Here is a 19,340-nt window from a genome sequence, read left to right on the forward strand (position 1 = left end):
AATCTGTCGACGCAAAAAAGCGCATACCGATGCGCCTTTCCCGGACTAAACGGCGTTCGCTTGTGTTAGTCCTGTTGCGGTAAATCAAAACCAAAATGTTTGTAGGCTGCAGCGGACACGATACGACCACGTGGCGTGCGCTGAATAAATCCTTGCTGGATCAGGAAGGGTTCAATCACATCTTCAATGGTTTCTTTTTCTTCACCAATGGCTGCCGCCAGGTTTTCCAGGCCAACCGGACCACCAGCAAACTTCTCGATAATGGTCAGCATCAGCTTTTTATCCATATAGTCAAAGCCCTGAGCGTCCACATCCACCATATGCAAAGCAGCTGATGCGACTTCAACGGTGACCTGACCATTGGATTTCACCTGCGCATAATCACGCACCCGGCGCAATAATCTGTTGGCAATACGCGGTGTACCGCGGGAACGACGGGCGACTTCAGTGGCCGCCGCCAGGTCCAGCTCCAGATTAAGGAAATGGGCTGAACGTTTGACAATTTGTGCCAGCTCGTCGGTTTTATAAAATTCCAGCCGCTGGACTATGCCAAAACGGTCGCGCAGCGGCGACGTCAGTGCACCGGCACGGGTGGTGGCACCAATCAGCGTAAAAGGAGGCAAATCCAGTTTGATAGAACGCGCCGCCGGCCCTTCGCCAATCATGATATCCAGCTGATAGTCTTCCATCGCCGGGTATAAAATCTCTTCCACCACTGGACTTAAACGGTGAATTTCATCAATAAACAGCACATCATTAGGTTCAAGGTTGGTTAACAGTGCCGCCAGATCGCCGGCTTTTTCCAGCACAGGCCCGGAGGTGTTTTTAATATTCACTCCCATTTCATTGGCCACAACCATTGCCAGGGTGGTTTTCCCCAAACCCGGCGGTCCGAAGATCAGCAAGTGGTCAAGCGGCTCTCCCCTGCCACGGGCGGCTTCAATGAAGATACTCATTTGCTCCCGCACATGCGCCTGACCGGTGTAATCGGCCAGCGTCTTTGGCCGGATGGCACGGTCAATCAGCTCATCTTCGCGGTTTGCACCAGCTCCTAACAGACGATCGGCTTCTATCATCAATGGCTTCCGTTAAATCATGCTGCGCAGCGCCAGCTTGATCAGCTGCTCACTGCTTAAATCTGGTTGTTTCACTTTTTCGACGGCTTTTGTCGCCTGAGTGCTGCTGTAGCCCAAAGCAACCAAAGCACTGATGGCATCATTTTCTGAGTTTTCTACCAACTCAAAGGCTTCCACTTCATCGCCTTGCAGCACCAGGTGATCTGTCACCGGGGTTGAAATGTTAAGGCCCCAGTCTTTTAGCCGGTCGCGCATTTCCACCAACAAACGCTCGGCGGTTTTTTTGCCCACCCCAGGTAACTTACACAAGGTACTGATATCGTCCTGCTGCACACAACGGACAAATTGCTGGGCCGTCAGGCCGGATAAAATGGTCAGCGCCAGTTTCGGCCCTATACCATTGGCTTTTAACAGCTGACGAAATAAAGCCCGTTCGGCGGCAGAATGAAAGCCATACAGCAACTGGGCATCTTCCCGCACCACAAAGTGGGTGTAGATCATCGCTTCTTTGCCGGTTTCAGGCAGCTTGTAAAAACTGGTCAGCGGTAACTGCACTTCGTAGCCGACACCAGCCACTTCAATTAATAAATCCGGTGCCTGCTTTTCCAGGATCACGCCACGTAAACTGCCGATCATTTGAGTCCTTATCAGCGCAAGCGGCGACGCACGGTTTTAGTCGCCTGCCCGGCCATATGAATTAAACTTTGCTGAGTATGCCCATGACACAAAGCCACAGCAAGCGCATCGGCGGCGTCAGCCTGCGGGTTGCCAGGTAACTTAAGTAAGGTGCGCACCATATGCTGCACCTGGGTTTTGTCGGCCGCACCTGTGCCCACCACAGCTTGCTTCACCTGACGGGCCGAGTATTCGAACACCTCCAGGCCGGCCACTTTGGCCGCCACTATCGCAGCGCCACGAGCCTGCCCAAGCTTTAAGGCCGAATCGGGGTTACGCGCCATAAAGACTTGCTCTATCGCAAACACATCGGGCTTGTTCTGGCCGATGATTTCACTGACGCCATCGAAAATTTGTTTAAGCCGGTCAGGAATGTCATTCAAGGTCAGGCGGATACAACCACTGGCCAGGTATTCAAACTTCTGACCTGTCTGGCGTACCACACCAAAACCAGTCAGGCGGCTGCCGGGGTCTATGCCAAGAATAATCACTTAATCCACCAGCGCCATCACCTCATCGGCGATGTCGGCGTTGTGATAGACGTTTTGCACGTCGTCAAAATCTTCCAGCATATCAATCAGCTTAAAGAATTTTTGCACTGTGTCGGCGTCGATGACCGCTTTGGTTGAAGGCACCATAGTCACTTCCGCGTGTTCAGCGTTCAGACCTGCGGCTTCCAGCGCTTCATTCACATCAACAAAGGCTTCGGGCGCAGTGAACACTTCAAAGGAACCGTCGTCATGCGTCACCACATCATCAGCACCCGCGTCCAGCGCCACGTCCATCAATTGATCTTCACTGACACCAGGGGCAAAACTGAACACGCCTTTTTTGGCAAAGAGGTAAGACACTGAGCCATTGGTACCCAGGTTGCCGCCATATTTGGTAAAGGCGCTGCGCACATCCTGCACAGTGCGTTTCAGGTTATCGGTCAGGGTTTCAACGATAATGGCCACGCCGTTCGGGCCATAACCTTCGTAGGTCAGCTCTTCGAAGTTCTCGCCGCCGGAGTCGCCAGCACCACGTTTAATGGCTCTGTCCATCACATCGCGGGATAAGTTGTTCAGCATGGCTTTGGCGATGGCTGAACGTAAACGCGGGTTTCCTGCCGGGTCGGCACCGAATTTGGCGGCAACCGTCAGTTCACGAATAATTTTGGTAAAAATCTTTACCTTTTTGGCATCCTGACGCGCCTTGCGGTGCTTCATATTGGCCCATTTGCTGTGCCCTGCCATAACTCTCTCCATTGTGCTTCAGTGTGCTCTGTAGCGTATGCACTACAAAGCAAAAAAAGGCGACTTGCGTCGCCGGTTTTTTCAGCTGGCTGCAGCAACTGCAGCCAGACCAGGCAGATTATTGCGGTTTAGCGACCACCTGAATGCCCAGCTCCGCCAGTTGCTGTGGATTGGCAAAACCCGGCGCATCGGTCAGAGGACAGGCAGCAGTAGCCGTTTTCGGGAACGCCATCACATCACGGATAGAGGTCGCACCTGTCATCAGCATCACCAAACGGTCCAGACCAAAGGCCAGACCGGCGTGCGGAGGCGCGCCGTAACGCAGAGCTTCCAGCAGGAAGCCAAACTTCTCTGCCGCTTCTTCATCACTGATACCCAGAAGTTTAAAGACTTTGGCCTGTACATCTGAGTTGTGGATACGCACTGAACCACCACCTAATTCAGTACCGTTTAATACCATGTCATAAGCATTCGACAGCAGATTGCCCAAATCCAGTTCGTCCATTGACGTGTCCAGGAACGCCTGCGTATCCAGTGGTGAGGTAAACGGATGATGCACTGCAGAGAAACTGCCGTCGTCGTTTTCTTCAAACATTGGGAAATCGACTACCCAAAGCGGTTTCCAGCCGGGAACCGTCAGGCCTAAGTCTTCACCCAGTTTTAAGCGCAGCGCGCCCATGGCTTCACATACGACTTTATAGCGGTCGGCACCGAAGAAAATCAGGTCGCCGTTTTCTGCGCCAGTGCGATTTAACAGCTCTGCGACAATCTCAGCCGTTAAGAACTTGGCCACTGGCGATTGAATACCATCCAGACCGGCAGCTTTGTCATTGACCTTGGCCCAAGCCAGACCTTTGGCACCGTAAATACCCACAAAACCAGTGTAAGCGTCGATGTCTTTACGGGAGACTTTTTCAGCACCGCCAGGCACTTTCAGCGCCACCACCCGACCTTTCGGATCGTTAGCCGGGCCTGAGAACACTTTGAAATCAACGTCTTTGACCAGATCAGCGATATCAACAAACTGCATTGGGTTACGCAGGTCCGGCTTGTCTGAACCATAGAGGCGCATCGCTTCGTTAAAGGTCATCTGAGGGAATTCCCCCAGGTCAACATTTAACTGCTGCTGGAACATCTGACGCACCATTTTTTCAGTCACTTCACGTACTTCCACCGCGCTCATAAAGCTTGTTTCAATATCGATTTGGGTGAATTCAGGCTGGCGGTCTGCACGTAAATCTTCGTCACGGAAACACTTCACAATTTGGTAGTACCTGTCCATACCTGACATCATCAGCAGCTGCTTAAACAGCTGTGGTGACTGAGGCAACGCAAAGAACTGACCTTTGTGGGTGCGGCTTGGCACTAAATAGTCGCGTGCACCTTCAGGTGTTGCCTTGGTCAGAATAGGGGTTTCGATGTCCATAAAGCCGTGGCTGTCCATAAAGTTACGGACAAAACTGGTGACTTTGGCACGGAACTTCAGACGGTCGCTCATCAGCGGACGACGCAAGTCCAGGTAACGGTATTTCAGGCGTTGTTCTTCGCTGTTGTTCTGGTTGAAATCCAGTGGCAGCGCCGGTGATTTGTTCAGAATAGTCAGCGCAGAGGCATAGACTTCCACTTCACCAGTCGCCATGTCTTTATTGACTTGCGAGTCAGGACGGGCGCGCACTGAGCCGGTAATTTGCACACAAAACTCGTGACGCAGGCTGGAGGCCTGCTCGAATAATTCGGTTAAATCCGGATCAAAGAATACCTGCACCAACCCTTCACGGTCCCGCAGGTCGATAAAAATCAGACCACCTAAATCACGACGGCGATTGACCCAACCGCATAGGGAGACTGTCTGGCCTACGTCTGAAGCCTTTAATGAACCACAATAATGGCTGCGCATTGCTTATCCTTTAATCCGAGCTTGTTTGTCAGCAAAAATGAGGGCTCATTATATAGAAATGAAGGGCTTTGTCACGGCTTCCTGCTGCTGAATCTGTATTGGTTTTTGCCGCTTTGCTTCACCTGATACATCAGCTGGTCCGCGACCTTTAGCAATGGCGCCGCCTCAGTACCGTCCTGTGGATAGACTGCAATCCCTATGCTGGCCGAGGCGCGGATCTGGCAAACCGATAACACCATCGAGTCTTCCAGGCACTGCAGGATTTTCTCTGCCACTATGGCTGCATCGTCCCGGTCGACCAGCCCCGTCAGCAATAAAACAAATTCGTCACCACCGAAACGGGCAACGGTATCGGTTTTACGTACGCAGTACTTCAGCACCTGTGCCAGTTGCACCAGAAGTTCATCACCGACATCATGGCCATACTGGTCATTGATTTGTTTAAAGCCATCCAGGTCCATAAACAGCACCGCCAGCAGCTCGTTGTGCCTTGCGTGTTGGTGAATTGCACTTTGCAGCCGCTCCATAAACAACGAACGGTTGGCCAGTTTCGTCAGTTCGTCATGACCGGCCATAAAACGCATTTTCTCTTCCATCTGCCGCCGTAGGTTCACTTCACGACGTAAGGAATAATTCCAGACCCAAAACACCAGCACCACAGCGGCAGCCACAGCGACCACCTGCAAAATCAGCTCGATAAGGTGACTGCGGTCCAACCCCTGCTGGATATGCAAATTCAACCATTTATCCTGAATGGTTTTCCTGTCCTGATCACTGATGGTTTTTATGCCTTTGTTCAGCAGCACCCGCAGCGGCGCATAATTTTTATGGATAGCAAAATAGGACGCCTCTGCAGGCAAGTCTGTCGGGATCTGCACCCTCAGGTTGATCAGCGAAGGGTCTGTCAGCACCACACCAACCGCCACTATATTGTCCAACACAAAGTCGACATCGCCACGCACCATTAAGTCAACGCCCTGCTCTATCGAAGGCACAGGCACCAGCTCGTGTTGTGGATAGTTTTTCACAAACTCATGCAGGTACTGATAATCCTGCATCATTGCAATGCGCTTTGGCGCCATTGCAGCAACGGCCTGGACAGATTCTTGCTGCGCCTGCCCGAGTAAAACCCACTGCAGGGTCCAATAATCGTCGCTGAACTCAGCAAATTGATGGCGCTCAGGCAAGTCGGACATATTGGCAACGGCGGCCAGCTTGCCTTGCTCAAAATCTGCCATCAGGGCAGACCAATCCTGATAAGGTTTGGCCTGTAACCTGGCGCCAAGTCGCTGATTCAGCAACGCCAGGATGTCTGCTGTCATGCCCTGAAACTCACCGTTGCTGGCGATAAATTCGATCGGCGGCCAGTTCGCCATTACCCCGACACTCAGCTCTTGGGTCGCCAAATCCAGCTCATCCACAGTTAATGGCACCTGCTCGCGGAACTTGCGGTAATACGCAGGCATTGCCGGGTCCAGCCAGCGCTGCTCCAGGGCAATCAATTCATCCAGGCTGATTTGGGCAAAACCCTGTTGAATTTGCTGGTAGAGCTGTTCGTTGCCCGGGCGGATCAATGAATAAATGGCCGTATCAAACCTCGGTTCCGCCAGCGCTGAAAATGCTGAATCACTGTTCATTTCGCTAAGGCGTTTACTAATCATCAGGTCCGCAGCGAAAAAGCCTGCGATCTGCTTACGCTGGGCAGCATCTATCAGTGCTTCCAAAGTGCGGTATTCCTGCCACCTGAGGTCCGGATAATTGCGGCGCAGCTCTGCGGCGTAAGCAGAGGTATGCATAATGCCGACTTTTTTGCCTGCCAGTTCACTCAGCTGATGAATAAGCTGGCTATTTGGGAAGTAGAAAGATGAACTAAGGTTATAGAGATGATAAGCAAGTTGTAACCCAGCCATTTTCTCAGGGTGCTGCATCTGTGCCATTTGCACATCGATACGGCTCTTGTGCAGGTACGCCAATAAATCGTCTGACTGTGCCGGCATAAAGGCCACTTTGATACCAGTTTTTTTCGACCAAAGCCGCCACATGTCGACGAAAAAACCTTGCACCTCACCGGACTGACTGACATGCATAAAAGGCTGATTGCCCACGGATACTCCAATCAGCAGGCTATCCGCGTCCGTTGCCACACTCAGCCATTTGCGTTCTATTTGGTCGATAAAACCAGACGGAACCGCAGACGCTGCCTGCTGCAACGCCTGATGCAAGTTAGGGTTCGTTTTCGCGGCCGCAAAAGTCAGCTGAATTTGCTGCAATGGCACCTTTTTATACATGGGAAACAGCAATTCCAGCTGTTCAAACTCTGGATAACGTGGGGTTAACCTGTCCAGCCCGGTGAAGGCCTGAATTTCTCCGGCTAAAGCCGCCTGGTACAAGGCGCTGGCATGCGGGTAGGTTTTCAGCGTGATACCCGGTAATAAACGGCGCAAAATTTCGCTGTGAGTTGCGTCTGCCACAGTCCCGACGACCAAAGGTCGTAAATCGGCCAGGCTGGTCACCCTGCTCAGGTCACGGTGCACAAAGACGTTACTGGTCAGTTCCAGGTAACCCTGCCCCAGTAAAAACTGACGGGCTCTGGCGGGTGTTACACCCAGACCGCCATGAAAATCTACTTTGCGTTCCGCCAGCAACTGCAAGCTCTCAGGCCAGTCTACTGCAACAAACTCAAGCTCTATCTGCTGCTGTTTGGCCACCTGCTGCCAGAAATCCACCACCAAGCCGGCCGGGTTGCCATATTCATCAACAAACATATAAGGATAAGAGTCATTGGAGAGGGCAACACGCAGATGCGCTGGCAAGGCGTTATTTTGCGAAGCCTGCAGCAGAGACGACAGCAACAACATCAATACACAACATAGGTTCCTGAGCATAGCGCCTGCATCATAAAGTTTCGTACACTAAGCGTCATTCGAATGAACTGCTTAAACGGACACGATGAATTTGTACTTAGGTTGCCCGGTCTGGGCCAACACAGACTGGAAAAATTTGTTATATGACAATGACCTGGCAACATCTGAATTCTTAGCTAACTATAGCCGCTTTTTTAATTCGGTCGAGGGCAACACCACTTTTTACGCCACGCCCAGTGCGGACAGCATTCAAAAATGGCTGGAGCAAAGCAGTGCGGATTTTCGCTTTACCCTGAAACTCCCCCGCAGCATCAGCCATCAGTTTGACCAATGGCAACCTGACTTAGTCCAGCAGTGGCTACAGCTGTTTTTACCGCTACGCAGCAAAATAGGGCTACTGCACCTTCAATTGCCCGCCAGTTTCAGCCCGGCATCCATGCCTTGGTTACAGCAATTGATCAGTACTGTCAGGCCGCTGTACCCGCTGGCAGTCGAAGTGCGGCATAGAGCGTTTTTTGATAAAGCAGAGCACGAAATAGCGCTGAACCGCCTGTTGCGGGATTGGGACACCGAGCGGGTCATTTTTGATTCGCGTGCGCTGTTTTCTGTGTCACCAAGCACAGCAGCCCTGGCGGAAGCCCAGCGCAAGAAACCTTATTTGCCTGTTCATGCGGTTGCTTTGACTCAAACTCCAATGCTGCGTTTTGTTGGCCTGGATGACATGGACATTAACCGTCAGTATTACCAGCCCTGGCTCGGTAAAGTCAGGCAATGGCTGAACGAAGGCCGCAGCCCTTATCTGTTTTTTCACAGCCCGGATAACAAAAGCTCTCCACTGCTGGCCCGTCAGTTTGTGCAAGAATTAGGCATTGCACATCCGATACTGCAGCCATGGTTGGCCGAACCACCACAGCTCAGCCTGCTCTGAGTTCGCAGCGGGCGTGATTTCAGGTAAACTAATGGCCGTTTTTTGACTGCCGGTATCGCTTATGAACAAAGACCAAATTTACGCAGACCCTCTGGGGCATATTCAGGATTTTCGTTTTGATTCGACCGTCGTCGATGTATTTCCTGACATGATCCAAAGGTCAGTACCAGGCTATCAGACCATTATCCAGACTATCGGTAAACTGACTGCCCGCTACCAGCAGCCAGACAGCCGTTATTACGATTTAGGCTGCTCGTTAGGCGCTGCCACTTTGTCGATGCGACGCAATATCAGAGCGTCTGGCTGTGAAGTGATCGGGGTGGATAACAGTGAAGCGATGGTGGCGCGTTGCCAAAGCCATTTGCAGGCATTTCGCTCGGACGTACCGGCCCGCGCCGAACTGGGCGACATCCGCCAGGTACAGATGGACAATGCCGCTATGGTCGTCAGCAATTTCACATTGCAGTTCCTGCCGCCGGAAGACCGTGATTTACTGGTCCAACGTATTTATCAGGCGTTAAAGCCAGGCGGCATCTTTGTATTGTCTGAAAAAATTGTTGAGGCAGATACAACCACGCACGACTTGCTGATTGATTTGCACCACGACTTTAAACGCGCCAATGGTTACAGCGAACTGGAAATCAGCCAGAAACGCACGGCGCTGGAAAATGTGATGCGCCCCGACAGCAAAAGCCAGCACCAGGCCAGGTTAGAAGCAGCGGGTTTCAGCCATATCAGCGTCTGGTTTCAGTGCTTTAACTTCTGCTCTCTGGTAGCGATTAAACAGGGAGCTGCAGCTTGAGTCGTTTTAATGCGTTTTATCAGCAAATAGCGGCCAACGGTCTTGCCCATTGGTTAACCAGCCTGCCTACTCAGCTGGAGCAATGGGAAAAAGAAGCCTTACATGGTGATTTTAAGCAGTGGCAGAAAGTATTGGACCACCTACCGGTCAGCCAGGCTGGTCTGGTTGAGCTAAAAACTCAGGTCAGCTTTGGCGATGCCGACGCCTTGTCCGATGGTGCCCGTCAGCGCCTGCAGGTGTTATTAAAGCAACTGATGCCCTGGCGCAAAGGGCCTTTCACTTTGCATGGCCTGACCATAGACACAGAATGGCGCTCCGACTGGAAATGGGACAGAGTGCAGCCTCACCTAAGCCCGCTGGCGCATAAAACCGTGCTGGATGTGGGTTGTGGCAGTGGTTATCACTTATGGCGCATGCGTGGCGAAGGTGCCGGTTTTGTGGTCGGTATTGACCCGTCCCAACTGTTTTATTGCCAGTTTGAAGCCATCAAACACTTCAACCCGGACCCGGCCGTGCATTTATTGCCGGTAGGTATTGATGACTTGCCGGCGCTGAAAGCCTTCGACACCGTGTTTTCGATGGGCGTGTTGTACCATCGCCGCTCACCGATTGATTTTTTAACCCAATTAAAACAACAACTGAAACCGGGTGGCGAACTGGTGCTGGAAACCCTGGTGGTGGAAGGCGATGTGCATACTGTATTAGTACCAACGGACCGCTATGCCAAAATGCGCAATGTCTGGTTTATTCCAAGCGTACCGGCTCTGTTACTCTGGCTGGAACGGGTCGGCTTTAAAGAGGCCCGGCTGGTTGATATTGGCCTGACCAGCCTGGATGAACAACGCCGCACCGACTGGATGGAAAATGAAAGCCTCATTGATTTTCTTGACCCGTCTGATCATAGTAAGACCATTGAAGGTTACCCCGCGCCGTTAAGGGCTGTGATTATCGCCCGCAACTAAGCCTTAGCACCCCGGAGACATTGAATGCCGTACCGTCCCAAATCCACCATGGAGCAATGGCGAATTCTGCAGGCTGTGGTGGATGCCGGGGGTTATGCTCAGGCAGCCGATTTGCTGAACAAGAGCCAGTCGTCACTAAACCACGCCGTGGCCAAGTTACAGTCGCAATTGGGTGTCGAACTGCTGGAAGTCAAAGGCCGCAAAGCCTTTTTGACCGAAGCCGGTGAAGTGATGCTGCGCCGCTCCCGTTTTCTGACCCAACAAATTGAAGATCTGGAGCTGCTGGCGTCCAACCTGAATATGGGCTGGGAGCCAGAAATCCGTATCGCTGTCGAGCTGGTCTACCCAAAACAGATTCTGTACCGTGCGCTTGCCAAGTTTCATCCGCTGTCGCGTGGTAGCCGCATTCAGATCATTGATACCGTGATCACAGGCTCAACCGAAGTGATCCTGGAACACAAAGCCGATTTAGTCATCGCCGGTACCAGCAGTATTCCGCGTGGTTTTATGGGCGAACCTTTGACCGTCACCCAAATGTTCCCGGTAGTCGGCCCGCAGCATCCGCTGGCACTGGAGCCTCAGCTCGATTTAAACGACCTGAGTCAGCATTTACAAATTGTGATCCGTGATACCGCCGCCAAACCGAAAGACATCGGCTGGCTGAAAGCAGAGCAGCGCTGGACAGTAAATAACTTTTTTGAAGCACTGGACATAGTGCGCTCTGGCCTTGGTTTTTGCTGGTTGCCCGACTTTATTATTCAGCAGGCGCTGGACGCAGGGCAAATCGTCCGGCTTAATATTCCTTTAAGTTCCGCCCGGGTGGTGCCGCTGTCCTTGGTATCCCCCAAAGAAGAAACTTTGGGGCCTGGCAGCAAACAACTGCGCGAACTGCTGCTCGCAGAGCATCAACAACAAGAATAAACAGAGGAGCTGTACCATGGAACAAAAACAAATTACTGAACTGATGCAGGCGGCAAGCATAGACGCCATTAAGTTTGTTTCCGACTTTGCCGGCATAGAACTGGATTTCAGCCTGGCGTCTATTGCGCAGTTAGACCAAATCCTCGCTCAGCTGAAACTGCAACATCAGCAAAAGCACTACACAGCGGCCGAACTCTTTACCTTAAGCTCTATTCTTGGCGCTTATACAGGGGAAGTCTTTATCCGCCACCGTGCCGGTCACTGGCACTATGATGAAAGCAATGCCGCAGAACCCTACACTGCGGTGAAGGTAAATGACAAAGATTTTCCTTTTGCCTCCATTTGTTACCACCAAATTGTCAGCCGGCCTGAGATGACCTTATCCACCTATTTTGATAAAGCTTCAGAAGGTATTCGTCAGTAAAACCTTTTGTCAGGGGCCGTTCCAAGGTAAAATGCGCGCAATTTTTTTGGACCAACCTTTTCTAGCCATTGGGGACAGCCGTGAGCGAGCAAAAAACGTCGTTAAGTTACAAAGACGCTGGTGTGGATATTGACGCAGGTGAAGCTTTAGTTGATCGAATTAAAGGCGCGGTAAAACGCACCACCCGCAAAGAAGTCATTGGTGGTCTGGGTGGTTTCGGCGCACTCTGCCAAATCCCTGCCGGTTACAAAGAGCCAGTTCTGGTGTCTGGCACTGACGGTGTGGGTACCAAATTACGTCTGGCGATGGACTTAAAACGTCACGATGGCGTGGGTATCGACTTAGTCGCCATGTGTGTGAACGACATTGTTGTTTCAGGCGCTGAACCGCTGTTTTTCCTCGATTACTACGCCACTGGCAAACTGGACGTCGATACCGCTGCCACAGTGGTCGAAGGTATTGCTGAAGGTTGCCACCAGGCCGGTTGTGCACTGGTCGGCGGTGAAACGGCCGAAATGCCAGGCATGTACCATGGCGAAGATTACGACATCGCAGGTTTCTGCGTGGGTGTGGTCGAAAAAGCAGACATTATTGATGGCAGTAAAGTAAAAGCGGGTGATCAACTGATTGCTCTGGCATCTTCAGGCCCGCACTCCAATGGTTTCTCTTTAATCCGTAAGATCCTGGAAGTCAGCGGTCAGGACCCACAAACTCAGCTGGAAGGCAAAAGCATTGCTGACCACTTGTTGGCTCCAACCCGCATTTATGTGAAAAATCTGCTGGCCCTGATTAAAGCTCAGCCGGTGCATGCGCTGTGCCATATCACTGGCGGCGGCTTCTGGGAGAACATCCCTCGCGTACTGCCAGCACAGACCAAAGCCGTGATCAACGAAAGCAGCTGGCAATGGCCAACTGTGTTTAACTGGTTACAGCAGCAAGGTAATGTAGAACGTTACGAGATGTACCGCACCTTTAACTGTGGCGTAGGCATGATTGTGGTGGTTCCGGCCGAGCAGCTGGATGCAGCGCTGGATCAACTGAAAGCCGCTGGTCAAAATGCCTGGCATTTAGGGGAAATTCAAGCCGCCACAGCAGACGAAGCTCAGGTCGTTATCCAATAATGAAATCCATTGTTGTACTGATCTCCGGATCAGGTTCCAATCTGCAGGCGATCCTCGACGCCTGCAGTGCGGGGTTCATCCCTGGCCAGGTCAAAGCCGTCATTTCCAACAAAGCTGCTGCTTTTGGTCTGAAACGCGCTGAAACCGCAGGCGTGGCCGCGCAAGTATTAAGCCATAAAGGCTACGACAACCGTGAAGACTATGATGCGGCACTGGTGCAGCTGATTGACAGCCACCAGCCCGATTTAGTGGTACTGGCCGGTTTTATGCGTATTCTGACTCCTGCTTTTGTGGCGCATTATCAGGGCCGCTTGCTGAATATTCATCCGTCGTTACTGCCGAAATACCAAGGCTTGAATACCCATCAACGGGCCATTGAAGCCGGAGACAGCGAACACGGCTGTTCTGTGCACTTTGTTACCGCAGAACTGGATGGTGGCCCTGTCGTACTGCAAGCCAAAGTACCGATCTTCCCGGAAGATGATGCCGAATTGGTGGCAGCCCGGGTACATGAGCAGGAACACCGTATTTATCCTTTAGTCGTACGCTGGTTTTGCCAGCAGCGTTTACAACAGAGCGCAGATCAGGCATTGTTAGACGGCCAGGTCTTATCTGAATATGGATACGCTGATGACGAGGACAATGACTAAATGGCGCTTGATAGCGCCGTTTTTTTTACTGCTGACCCCACTGCTACAGGCAGAAGAAGCAAGCCAAACCACCCTTTCTCCCTTTGAAGCCACTTATGATGCCTTTCGCTCCGGCAAAAAACTGGGGGAAGCCAAACGTTACCTGAAACAAACTGACAACGGCTATGAGCTGGGCTACAGCAGCGAAGTCAGCTTTCTGATTTTTGATGACAAACGCTCCGAGCAATCCTGGTTTGTGCTGAACCAAGGCCGCTTGCAACCGCAACGTTATCTGATGCAGCGCACCGGGACAGGTAAAGACCGTTATTATGAGCTGAACCTGGATTGGACAGGCAAACAACTGACGGTCGGCAAAAAACGCCAGCCGAAGGCCCTGCCCTGGAATAACCAATGGTTAGATCCTTTGGGTTATCAGCTGCAAATGGTGCTGGATCTGAAAGCGGGAAAATCGGATTTTGTCTATCAGGTGCTGAACCGCGACGGCAACGAGCGTGAGTACCATTACAAACAAGCCGCCGAAGAGTTGTTGCTGTTGCCTTATGGCAAACTGAAAACCATCCGGATTGAGCGCACAGAAAAGGACAAGCAGGTATTGGCCTGGGTTGCCCCTGAGCTGAATTACCTGCTGGTCCGTTTATGGCAAGCAGAAGATGGTGTCGAACAATTTGATATTCAGCTTTCGGAACTGAACGGTCATACCGCTTCACCTAAATAGAACAGCTGGCTTTGGCCAGACTGCATTACCTGCCACTGCTCATTACTGGTCAGTGGCATGGTGGCGATCACCGACACCACATCCTGAGCCGTCGTTTCCTTGGCAAAATCAATGTCCAAATCCATATCAGATAAGCGCGCCACGCCAAATGGCGCCCGCCGGGTGACCCAATGCAGTTTGGTACTGCAATAGGCCAGCAAATACTCCCCATCTGACAACAACAGGTTAAACACGCCAAGCGCCTGCAACTCAGGACACAAGGAGGCGACAAACTCAAAGGCGGCTTTGTTGTCTTCCGGAGCCTGACTAAATTGCTGCTCCAGCCGGTGCAACAGATAACAAAAAGCGTGTTCACTGTCAGTCTGGCCCACGACCTGATGCTGGCCAACAGGTAAGGATGCAAAGTCCTTTAACTGGCCATTGTGCGCATAAGTCCAGTAGCGCCCCCACAAAGTGCGGGTAAATGGATGAGTATTCTCCAGCCCTATCCCGCCGCTGTTGGCCTGGCGGATATGCGCCACCAGTGCGGTGGTCTTAATTGGGTAATCCGTCAGTAAACGGGCAATTTCCGATTGGTAGCTCGGATTCGGGTCTTTAAAGGTAGTGACGCCTTTCCCCTGATAAAACGCTACGCCCCAACCGTCTTTATGCGGGCCAGTCTTGCCACCCCGCTCCCGCAGCCCTTTAAAACTAAAACAAAAATCTGTAGGCACATTGGCCGACATCCCTAAAAGTTCACACATAGCGCCGATTGAAAGACCTGAGTCGTCGTAAATAATTCTGGCTGAGAGTGCAACAAAAGCTGACAGAGAATCAAGTCCGATCTCAAGGAATGACTTGCATCTTGGACCCAGCCAAACTACTCTAGGCCGATAGTGGTCTGACCTCTAGATATCAGGAGTATATGATGGACGTTTTAATTTTATTACTGGTGCTGTTACTGACAGTTGCGGTGCTGGCTTACCACAGAGCCAGTCTGAGTCTGTTCACTGCAGCTATTGCTATTGAACTGGCCGTAGCCACCTTTACTGGCACTGTTGGGCTGGCAAGCTGGATTATTTTCGCGCTCCTTGCAGCGCCATTGAATGTGGCTTCAGTGCGTCAGAGTTACCTGACCAAACCGCTGCTGAAGCTGTACCGCAAAATTATGCCGGAAATGTCTTCAACCGAAAAAGAAGCCATCGACGCTGGCACCACCTGGTGGGAAGGTGACTTATTCCGCGGCTCACCAGACTGGCACAAGATGCACAACTTCCCAAAACCACGTTTAAGTGCGGAAGAACAAGCTTTCCTTGATGGGCCTTGCGAAGAGCTGCTGCGCATGGTGGATGACTGGCATATCACACATGAGCGAGCCGATATCCCGCCTCACGTCTATCAGTTTCTGAAAGACAAAGGTTTCTTCGCCATGATCATTAAAAAGGAATATGGCGGCCTGGAGTTCTCTGCTTATGCCCAGTCTTGCGTCCTGCAAAAACTGACCAGCAAGAGCATGATCCTGTCGAGCACTGTCGGTGTGCCAAACTCGTTAGGCCCTGGTGAGTTGCTGCAGCATTATGGTACCAAAGAGCAGCAGGACTACTACCTGCCGCGTCTGGCCAAAGGCCTTGAAATTCCTTGTTTCGCACTGACCAGCCCGGAAGCGGGTTCTGATGCTGGCGCTATCCCAGATTTCGGTGTGGTCTGTAAAGGCCAGTGGGAAGGCAAAGAAGTGCTGGGTATGCGCCTGACCTGGAACAAACGCTATATTACGCTGGCACCTATCGCTACTGTTCTTGGTCTGGCATTTAAGCTGCAAGACCCGGACAAACTGCTGGGTGATAAAGAAGACTTAGGCATTACCTGTGCGCTGATCCCAACCAGCACACCAGGTGTGAAGATTGGCAACCGCCACTTCCCTCTGAACGTGCCGTTCCAGAATGGTCCAACCCAGGGTAACGACGTCTTTGTGCCATTGGATTTCATTATCGGTGGCCCGAAAATGGCAGGACAAGGCTGGCGTATGCTGGTGGAATGTCTGTCGGTAGGCCGTGCTATCACGCTGCCATCCAACAGCACAGGCGGTATTAAAGCCGCAGCACTGTTGACCGGTGCTTATGCCCGTATCCGTCGTCAGTTCAAGCTGCCAATCGGCAAAATGGAAGGTATTGAAGAAGCTCTGGCACGTCTGGGCGGTTACGCCTATATGTCAGAAGCCTCTACCACCATGTCGGTCGGCTCGATTGACCTGGGTGAAAAACCTTCTGTAGTTTCTGCCATTACCAAATTCCATATGACCGAGCGCATGCGTCAGGCCATTATCGATGCAATGGATATCCATGGTGGTAAAGGCATCTGTATGGGCCCGAATAACTACCTGGCACGCGGTTATCAGGGTGCGCCAGTGGCCATTACGGTAGAAGGTGCCAATATTCTGACCCGTAATATGATTATCTATGGTCAGGGTGCTATTCGTTGCCATCCATTTGTACTGGCAGAATTACAGGCCGCAGGCCTGGAAGATGAACGTGCTGCAGTGACCGCCTTTGACCGCGCTCTGTTTGGTCATATAGGTTTTGCCATCAGTAACTTCTTCCGCTCTGTCTGGTTGGGTCTGACCAATGCAGCCTTCTCACAAAGCCCGTACAACGACGCAACAGCACGTTATTACAAACAAATGAACCGTTTCAGTGCCGCGCTGGCGCTGATGTCAGATGTGGCTATGGGTACTTTAGGCGGCGATTTAAAACGTCGTGAGCGTATCTCTGCCCGTTTGGGTGACATTCTGAGCATGCTGTACATCACCTCTGCTGTATTGAAACGCTTTAATGATGATGGTCGTCCGGCGCAAGACTTGCCTTGTGTGCAGTGGGCTTGTGAAGACAACCTGTACAAAGCACAGCAAGCACTGGATGAACTGATGGATAACTTCCCGAACCGCGCCGTGGGTGTGGTGCTGGGCAAATTGCTCTTCCCTTGGGGCCGTCGTTTACGTAAACCTTCAGATCAGCTGGACCATCAGGTTGCCCGTATTCTGCAAACACCATGTGAAGCCCGTTCACGTCTGGCAACCGGTGTCTACCTGACGGTCGAGCCAAACAACCAGATTGGTCTGATTGAAAAAGCGCTGACCGACATTCTGGTAGCAGAACCACTGTTTGATAAAGTGGCTCAGGCGGCGGGCAAACGTCTGCCATTCTTCCGCTTAAATGAAGTGGCGGATCTGGGCTTGTCATTAGGGGTGATCAGTGAAGAAGAAGCTGAAAAGCTGCGCATTGCTGAACAGGGCCGTCTGCATACCATCAATGTGGATGACTTTGAACCAACCTACCTGGCTGCAGACAAATCACTGTTTGCCGAAGCGGCGAAGTCGTCTTCAGCAGCTGCCTGAAGCAGTCCTGCACAGAAAAGCCTGCCTTAGTGCAGGCTTTTTTTTGCCTGCACTAAGGCAGGCAAATAACCATAGGCCTACCCAGCGTGCAGTCACAGCTGCAGTGATTGAATGAAGCAGCAAGATAAAGATGAAGATGCGAAACGCAGAAAACAAAAAAAACCGCTAATGCGGCGTCTGAAGAAGATGGTCGGTGATGCAAGATTCGAACTTGCGACCCCTTGGACCCAAACCAAGTGCGCTACCAAGCTGCGCTAATCACCGACGTATTTTGTAAAGCTAAATGGGGTGGCTGATGGGGCTCGAACCCACGACAACCGGAATCACAATCCGGGACTCTACCAACTGAGCTACAGCCACCACGGTAGAACTAACATCTGTTGCAATGGCGCGCCCGATAGGACTCGAACCTATGACCCACGGCTTAGAAGGCCGTTGCTCTATCCAGCTGAGCTACGGGCGCAAAACTCGAAGCCGCTAGGCTCGCTAAGATGGTCGGTGATGCAAGATTCGAACTTGCGACCCCTTGGACCCAAACCAAGTGCGCTACCAAGCTGCGCTAATCACCGACTTCGCTACACTACTGCAACGGGGCGGAATATTACAGCCCGGCCGCTGGAGCGTCAAACCTTTTTTTGTCCCAACCAAACTGATTGCTCATAATTTAAACCTTCTGGCGCTTTCGCTGAAATTGACAGCACTGATTGCCAATTTTATAAACATTTTCTGCTACTTACTCCTAAGAGTTCAGGATTCAGGTTGGCCTGCTCTGCCCTGCTGTGCGACAATTAGCGCCCATCTGATCCAGCAATTTAAGAGTAATCCGATGGCAGCACAAATCATTGACGGCAAAGCAGTCGCTCAGTCCACCCGCAACCAGGTTGCAGCACGGGTCCAGCAACGTCTGGCGGCAGGCAAACGCGCTCCCGGCCTGGCCGTGGTGCTAGTCGGTCTGGATGCAGCCTCTCAGGTTTATGTAGGCAGCAAACGCAAGGCCTGTGAAGAAGTAGGTTTTGAATCCTTTTCCTATGATTTACCTGCCACCACCAGCCAACAGGAATTGTTTACATTGATTGATACCCTGAATGCGGACCCGAAAGTGGACGGTATTCTGGTGCAATTGCCACTGCCTGCTGGTCTGGATGCATCAGCCATTCTGGAACGTATCAACCCACTGAAAGATGTGGATGGTTTTCACCCTTACAATATCGGCCGCCTGGCTCAGCGTATGCCAGCCCTGCGCCCCTGCACGCCCAAAGGCATTATCAAGCTGTTGCAGAGTACTGGCGTGCAAATCCGTGGCATGGATGCTGTGGTCGTGGGCGCCTCCAACATCGTCGGCCGCCCTATGGCGCTGGAATTGTTGCTGGCTGGCTGCACCACAACGGTCTGCCACAAATTTACCAAAAACCTGGAGCAGCAGGTACGACGCGCTGACCTGCTGGTGGTGGCTGTCGGTAAGGCCGAATTTATCCCGGGTGATTGGGTCAAACCTGGTGCCATTGTGATTGATGTTGGCATTAACCGTCTGGACAGCGGCAAGCTGGTTGGTGATGTGCAGTTTGATAAAGCAGTTGAACATGCCCGCTTTATTACCCCGGTGCCAGGTGGTGTAGGCCCAATGACAGTGGCCTGTCTGATTGAAAACACGCTGGAAGCCTGTGAGCAGTACCACGATCAGTAACAACGCACTTGCCAGT

General features: G+C 51.9%; 17 protein-coding genes and 4 tRNA genes. 10 read left to right on the forward strand and 11 right to left on the reverse strand.

Features of this window, described 5'->3' with window-relative positions; translation table 11 throughout:
• Positions 1 to 65: 65 nt before the first annotated feature.
• The 6 genes from ruvB to ACFO3I_RS06890 form a co-directional block, all read right to left on the reverse strand.
• The gene (gene ruvB, locus ACFO3I_RS06865) at positions 66 to 1,076 is read right to left on the reverse strand and encodes a Holliday junction branch migration DNA helicase RuvB (RefSeq protein ID WP_377332804.1); all 1,011 of its coding nucleotides are present in this window, start codon (positions 1,074 to 1,076) and stop codon (positions 66 to 68) included.
• 12 nt (positions 1,077 to 1,088) lie between these two features.
• Positions 1,089 to 1,712, reverse strand: a complete 624-nt coding sequence (gene ruvA / locus ACFO3I_RS06870; protein WP_377332806.1) for a Holliday junction branch migration protein RuvA — start codon at positions 1,710 to 1,712, stop codon at positions 1,089 to 1,091.
• An 11-nt stretch (positions 1,713 to 1,723) separates the two neighbouring features.
• The gene (ruvC, locus tag ACFO3I_RS06875; protein WP_377332808.1) at positions 1,724 to 2,242 is read right to left on the reverse strand and encodes a crossover junction endodeoxyribonuclease RuvC; all 519 of its coding nucleotides are present in this window, start codon (positions 2,240 to 2,242) and stop codon (positions 1,724 to 1,726) included.
• On the reverse strand, positions 2,243 to 2,986 hold the full coding sequence (locus ACFO3I_RS06880; RefSeq protein WP_377332810.1) for a YebC/PmpR family DNA-binding transcriptional regulator: 744 nt from the start codon (positions 2,984 to 2,986) through the stop codon (positions 2,243 to 2,245).
• A 118-nt stretch (positions 2,987 to 3,104) separates the two neighbouring features.
• Complete coding sequence (gene aspS, locus ACFO3I_RS06885) at positions 3,105 to 4,883, reverse strand: aspartate--tRNA ligase (protein ID WP_377332811.1); 1,779 nt, start codon at positions 4,881 to 4,883, stop codon at positions 3,105 to 3,107.
• Positions 4,884 to 4,954: 71 nt separating this feature from the next.
• Positions 4,955 to 7,768: a transporter substrate-binding domain-containing protein gene (locus ACFO3I_RS06890; RefSeq protein WP_377332813.1), complete on the reverse strand. Its 2,814-nt coding sequence runs from the start codon at positions 7,766 to 7,768 to the stop codon at positions 4,955 to 4,957.
• 64 nt (positions 7,769 to 7,832) lie between these two features.
• On the opposite strand from ACFO3I_RS06890, the gene ACFO3I_RS06895 reads away from it, so the two are divergent.
• From ACFO3I_RS06895 to ACFO3I_RS06930, 8 genes are all read left to right on the forward strand, one after another.
• The gene (locus tag ACFO3I_RS06895) at positions 7,833 to 8,675 is read left to right on the forward strand and encodes a DUF72 domain-containing protein (RefSeq protein ID WP_377332815.1); all 843 of its coding nucleotides are present in this window, start codon (positions 7,833 to 7,835) and stop codon (positions 8,673 to 8,675) included.
• Between the two features lie 61 nt (positions 8,676 to 8,736).
• Positions 8,737 to 9,477 carry a carboxy-S-adenosyl-L-methionine synthase CmoA gene (gene cmoA / locus ACFO3I_RS06900; protein WP_377332817.1) on the forward strand — a complete coding sequence of 247 codons (741 nt, stop codon included), beginning with the start codon at positions 8,737 to 8,739 and terminating at the stop codon, positions 9,475 to 9,477.
• Complete coding sequence (gene cmoB, locus ACFO3I_RS06905; RefSeq protein ID WP_377332818.1) at positions 9,474 to 10,439, forward strand: tRNA 5-methoxyuridine(34)/uridine 5-oxyacetic acid(34) synthase CmoB; 966 nt, start codon at positions 9,474 to 9,476, stop codon at positions 10,437 to 10,439. Before cmoA ends, cmoB begins: the two co-directional genes overlap by 4 nt.
• A gap of 24 nt (positions 10,440 to 10,463) precedes the next feature.
• Positions 10,464 to 11,360: a LysR family transcriptional regulator gene (locus tag ACFO3I_RS06910; RefSeq protein WP_377332819.1), complete on the forward strand. Its 897-nt coding sequence runs from the start codon at positions 10,464 to 10,466 to the stop codon at positions 11,358 to 11,360.
• Between the two features lie 16 nt (positions 11,361 to 11,376).
• A complete protein-coding gene (locus ACFO3I_RS06915; RefSeq protein ID WP_377332821.1) occupies positions 11,377 to 11,784 on the forward strand; it encodes a hypothetical protein in 408 nt (135 codons plus the stop codon).
• Between the two features lie 80 nt (positions 11,785 to 11,864).
• Positions 11,865 to 12,905, forward strand: coding sequence for a phosphoribosylformylglycinamidine cyclo-ligase (purM, locus tag ACFO3I_RS06920; protein WP_377332822.1), 1,041 nt, complete (start codon positions 11,865 to 11,867; stop codon positions 12,903 to 12,905).
• Positions 12,905 to 13,555 (forward strand): phosphoribosylglycinamide formyltransferase, encoded by a 651-nt coding sequence (purN, locus tag ACFO3I_RS06925; RefSeq protein WP_377332823.1) that lies wholly within the window; start codon positions 12,905 to 12,907, stop codon positions 13,553 to 13,555. The genes purM and purN overlap by 1 nt, the downstream gene beginning before the upstream one ends.
• Positions 13,536 to 14,270 (forward strand): DUF3108 domain-containing protein, encoded by a 735-nt coding sequence (locus ACFO3I_RS06930; RefSeq protein ID WP_377332825.1) that lies wholly within the window; start codon positions 13,536 to 13,538, stop codon positions 14,268 to 14,270. Before purN ends, ACFO3I_RS06930 begins: the two co-directional genes overlap by 20 nt.
• On the opposite strand, the gene ACFO3I_RS06935 is transcribed toward ACFO3I_RS06930, so the two are convergent.
• The gene (locus tag ACFO3I_RS06935; protein ID WP_377332827.1) at positions 14,249 to 15,013 is read right to left on the reverse strand and encodes a class II glutamine amidotransferase; all 765 of its coding nucleotides are present in this window, start codon (positions 15,011 to 15,013) and stop codon (positions 14,249 to 14,251) included. The two genes, ACFO3I_RS06930 and ACFO3I_RS06935, sit on opposite strands and share 22 nt — an antisense overlap.
• 164 nt (positions 15,014 to 15,177) lie before the next feature.
• On the opposite strand from ACFO3I_RS06935, the gene fadE reads away from it, so the two are divergent.
• Entirely contained in the window at positions 15,178 to 17,640 is a 2,463-nt protein-coding gene (gene fadE, locus ACFO3I_RS06940; RefSeq protein WP_377332829.1) for an acyl-CoA dehydrogenase FadE, read from the forward strand.
• Between the two features lie 187 nt (positions 17,641 to 17,827).
• On the opposite strand, the gene ACFO3I_RS06945 is transcribed toward fadE, so the two are convergent.
• From ACFO3I_RS06945 to ACFO3I_RS06960, 4 genes are all read right to left on the reverse strand, one after another.
• Positions 17,828 to 17,904 (reverse strand) — tRNA-Pro (locus ACFO3I_RS06945).
• Between the two features lie 20 nt (positions 17,905 to 17,924).
• Positions 17,925 to 18,000, reverse strand: a tRNA-His gene (locus ACFO3I_RS06950).
• A 26-nt stretch (positions 18,001 to 18,026) separates the two neighbouring features.
• Positions 18,027 to 18,103 (reverse strand) — tRNA-Arg (locus tag ACFO3I_RS06955).
• A gap of 29 nt (positions 18,104 to 18,132) precedes the next feature.
• Positions 18,133 to 18,209 (reverse strand) — tRNA-Pro (locus ACFO3I_RS06960).
• Positions 18,210 to 18,466: 257 nt separating this feature from the next.
• Between ACFO3I_RS06960 and folD the strand changes: the two genes are divergently transcribed.
• Entirely contained in the window at positions 18,467 to 19,324 is an 858-nt protein-coding gene (folD, locus tag ACFO3I_RS06965; protein WP_377332830.1) for a bifunctional methylenetetrahydrofolate dehydrogenase/methenyltetrahydrofolate cyclohydrolase FolD, read from the forward strand.
• Positions 19,325 to 19,340 lie beyond the last annotated feature (16 nt).

This window comes from Rheinheimera marina (assembly GCF_042654345.1).
Lineage (GTDB): Bacteria > Pseudomonadota > Gammaproteobacteria > Enterobacterales > Alteromonadaceae > Pararheinheimera > Pararheinheimera marina.

What these genes read in the sequence shown, in the direction of transcription:
- ruvB (WP_377332804.1), bottom strand. Translation starts at nt 1,076, where the DNA reads ATGATAGAAGCCGATCGTCTGTTAGGAGCTGGTGCAAACCGCGAAGAT.
- ruvA (WP_377332806.1), bottom strand. Translation starts at nt 1,712, where the DNA reads ATGATCGGCAGTTTACGTGGCGTGATCCTGGAAAAGCAGGCACCGGAT.
- ACFO3I_RS06880 (WP_377332810.1), bottom strand. Translation starts at nt 2,986, where the DNA reads ATGGCAGGGCACAGCAAATGGGCCAATATGAAGCACCGCAAGGCGCGT.
- aspS (WP_377332811.1), bottom strand. Translation starts at nt 4,883, where the DNA reads ATGCGCAGCCATTATTGTGGTTCATTAAAGGCTTCAGACGTAGGCCAG.
- ACFO3I_RS06890 (WP_377332813.1), bottom strand. Translation starts at nt 7,768, where the DNA reads ATGCTCAGGAACCTATGTTGTGTATTGATGTTGTTGCTGTCGTCTCTG.
- ACFO3I_RS06895 (WP_377332815.1), top strand. Translation starts at nt 7,833, where the DNA reads ATGAATTTGTACTTAGGTTGCCCGGTCTGGGCCAACACAGACTGGAAA.
- cmoA (WP_377332817.1), top strand. Translation starts at nt 8,737, where the DNA reads ATGAACAAAGACCAAATTTACGCAGACCCTCTGGGGCATATTCAGGAT.
- ACFO3I_RS06910 (WP_377332819.1), top strand. Translation starts at nt 10,464, where the DNA reads ATGCCGTACCGTCCCAAATCCACCATGGAGCAATGGCGAATTCTGCAG.
- ACFO3I_RS06915 (WP_377332821.1), top strand. Translation starts at nt 11,377, where the DNA reads ATGGAACAAAAACAAATTACTGAACTGATGCAGGCGGCAAGCATAGAC.
- purN (WP_377332823.1), top strand. Translation starts at nt 12,905, where the DNA reads ATGAAATCCATTGTTGTACTGATCTCCGGATCAGGTTCCAATCTGCAG.
- ACFO3I_RS06930 (WP_377332825.1), top strand. Translation starts at nt 13,536, where the DNA reads ATGACGAGGACAATGACTAAATGGCGCTTGATAGCGCCGTTTTTTTTA.
- ACFO3I_RS06935 (WP_377332827.1), bottom strand. Translation starts at nt 15,013, where the DNA reads ATGTGTGAACTTTTAGGGATGTCGGCCAATGTGCCTACAGATTTTTGT.
- fadE (WP_377332829.1), top strand. Translation starts at nt 15,178, where the DNA reads ATGGACGTTTTAATTTTATTACTGGTGCTGTTACTGACAGTTGCGGTG.
- folD (WP_377332830.1), top strand. Translation starts at nt 18,467, where the DNA reads ATGGCAGCACAAATCATTGACGGCAAAGCAGTCGCTCAGTCCACCCGC.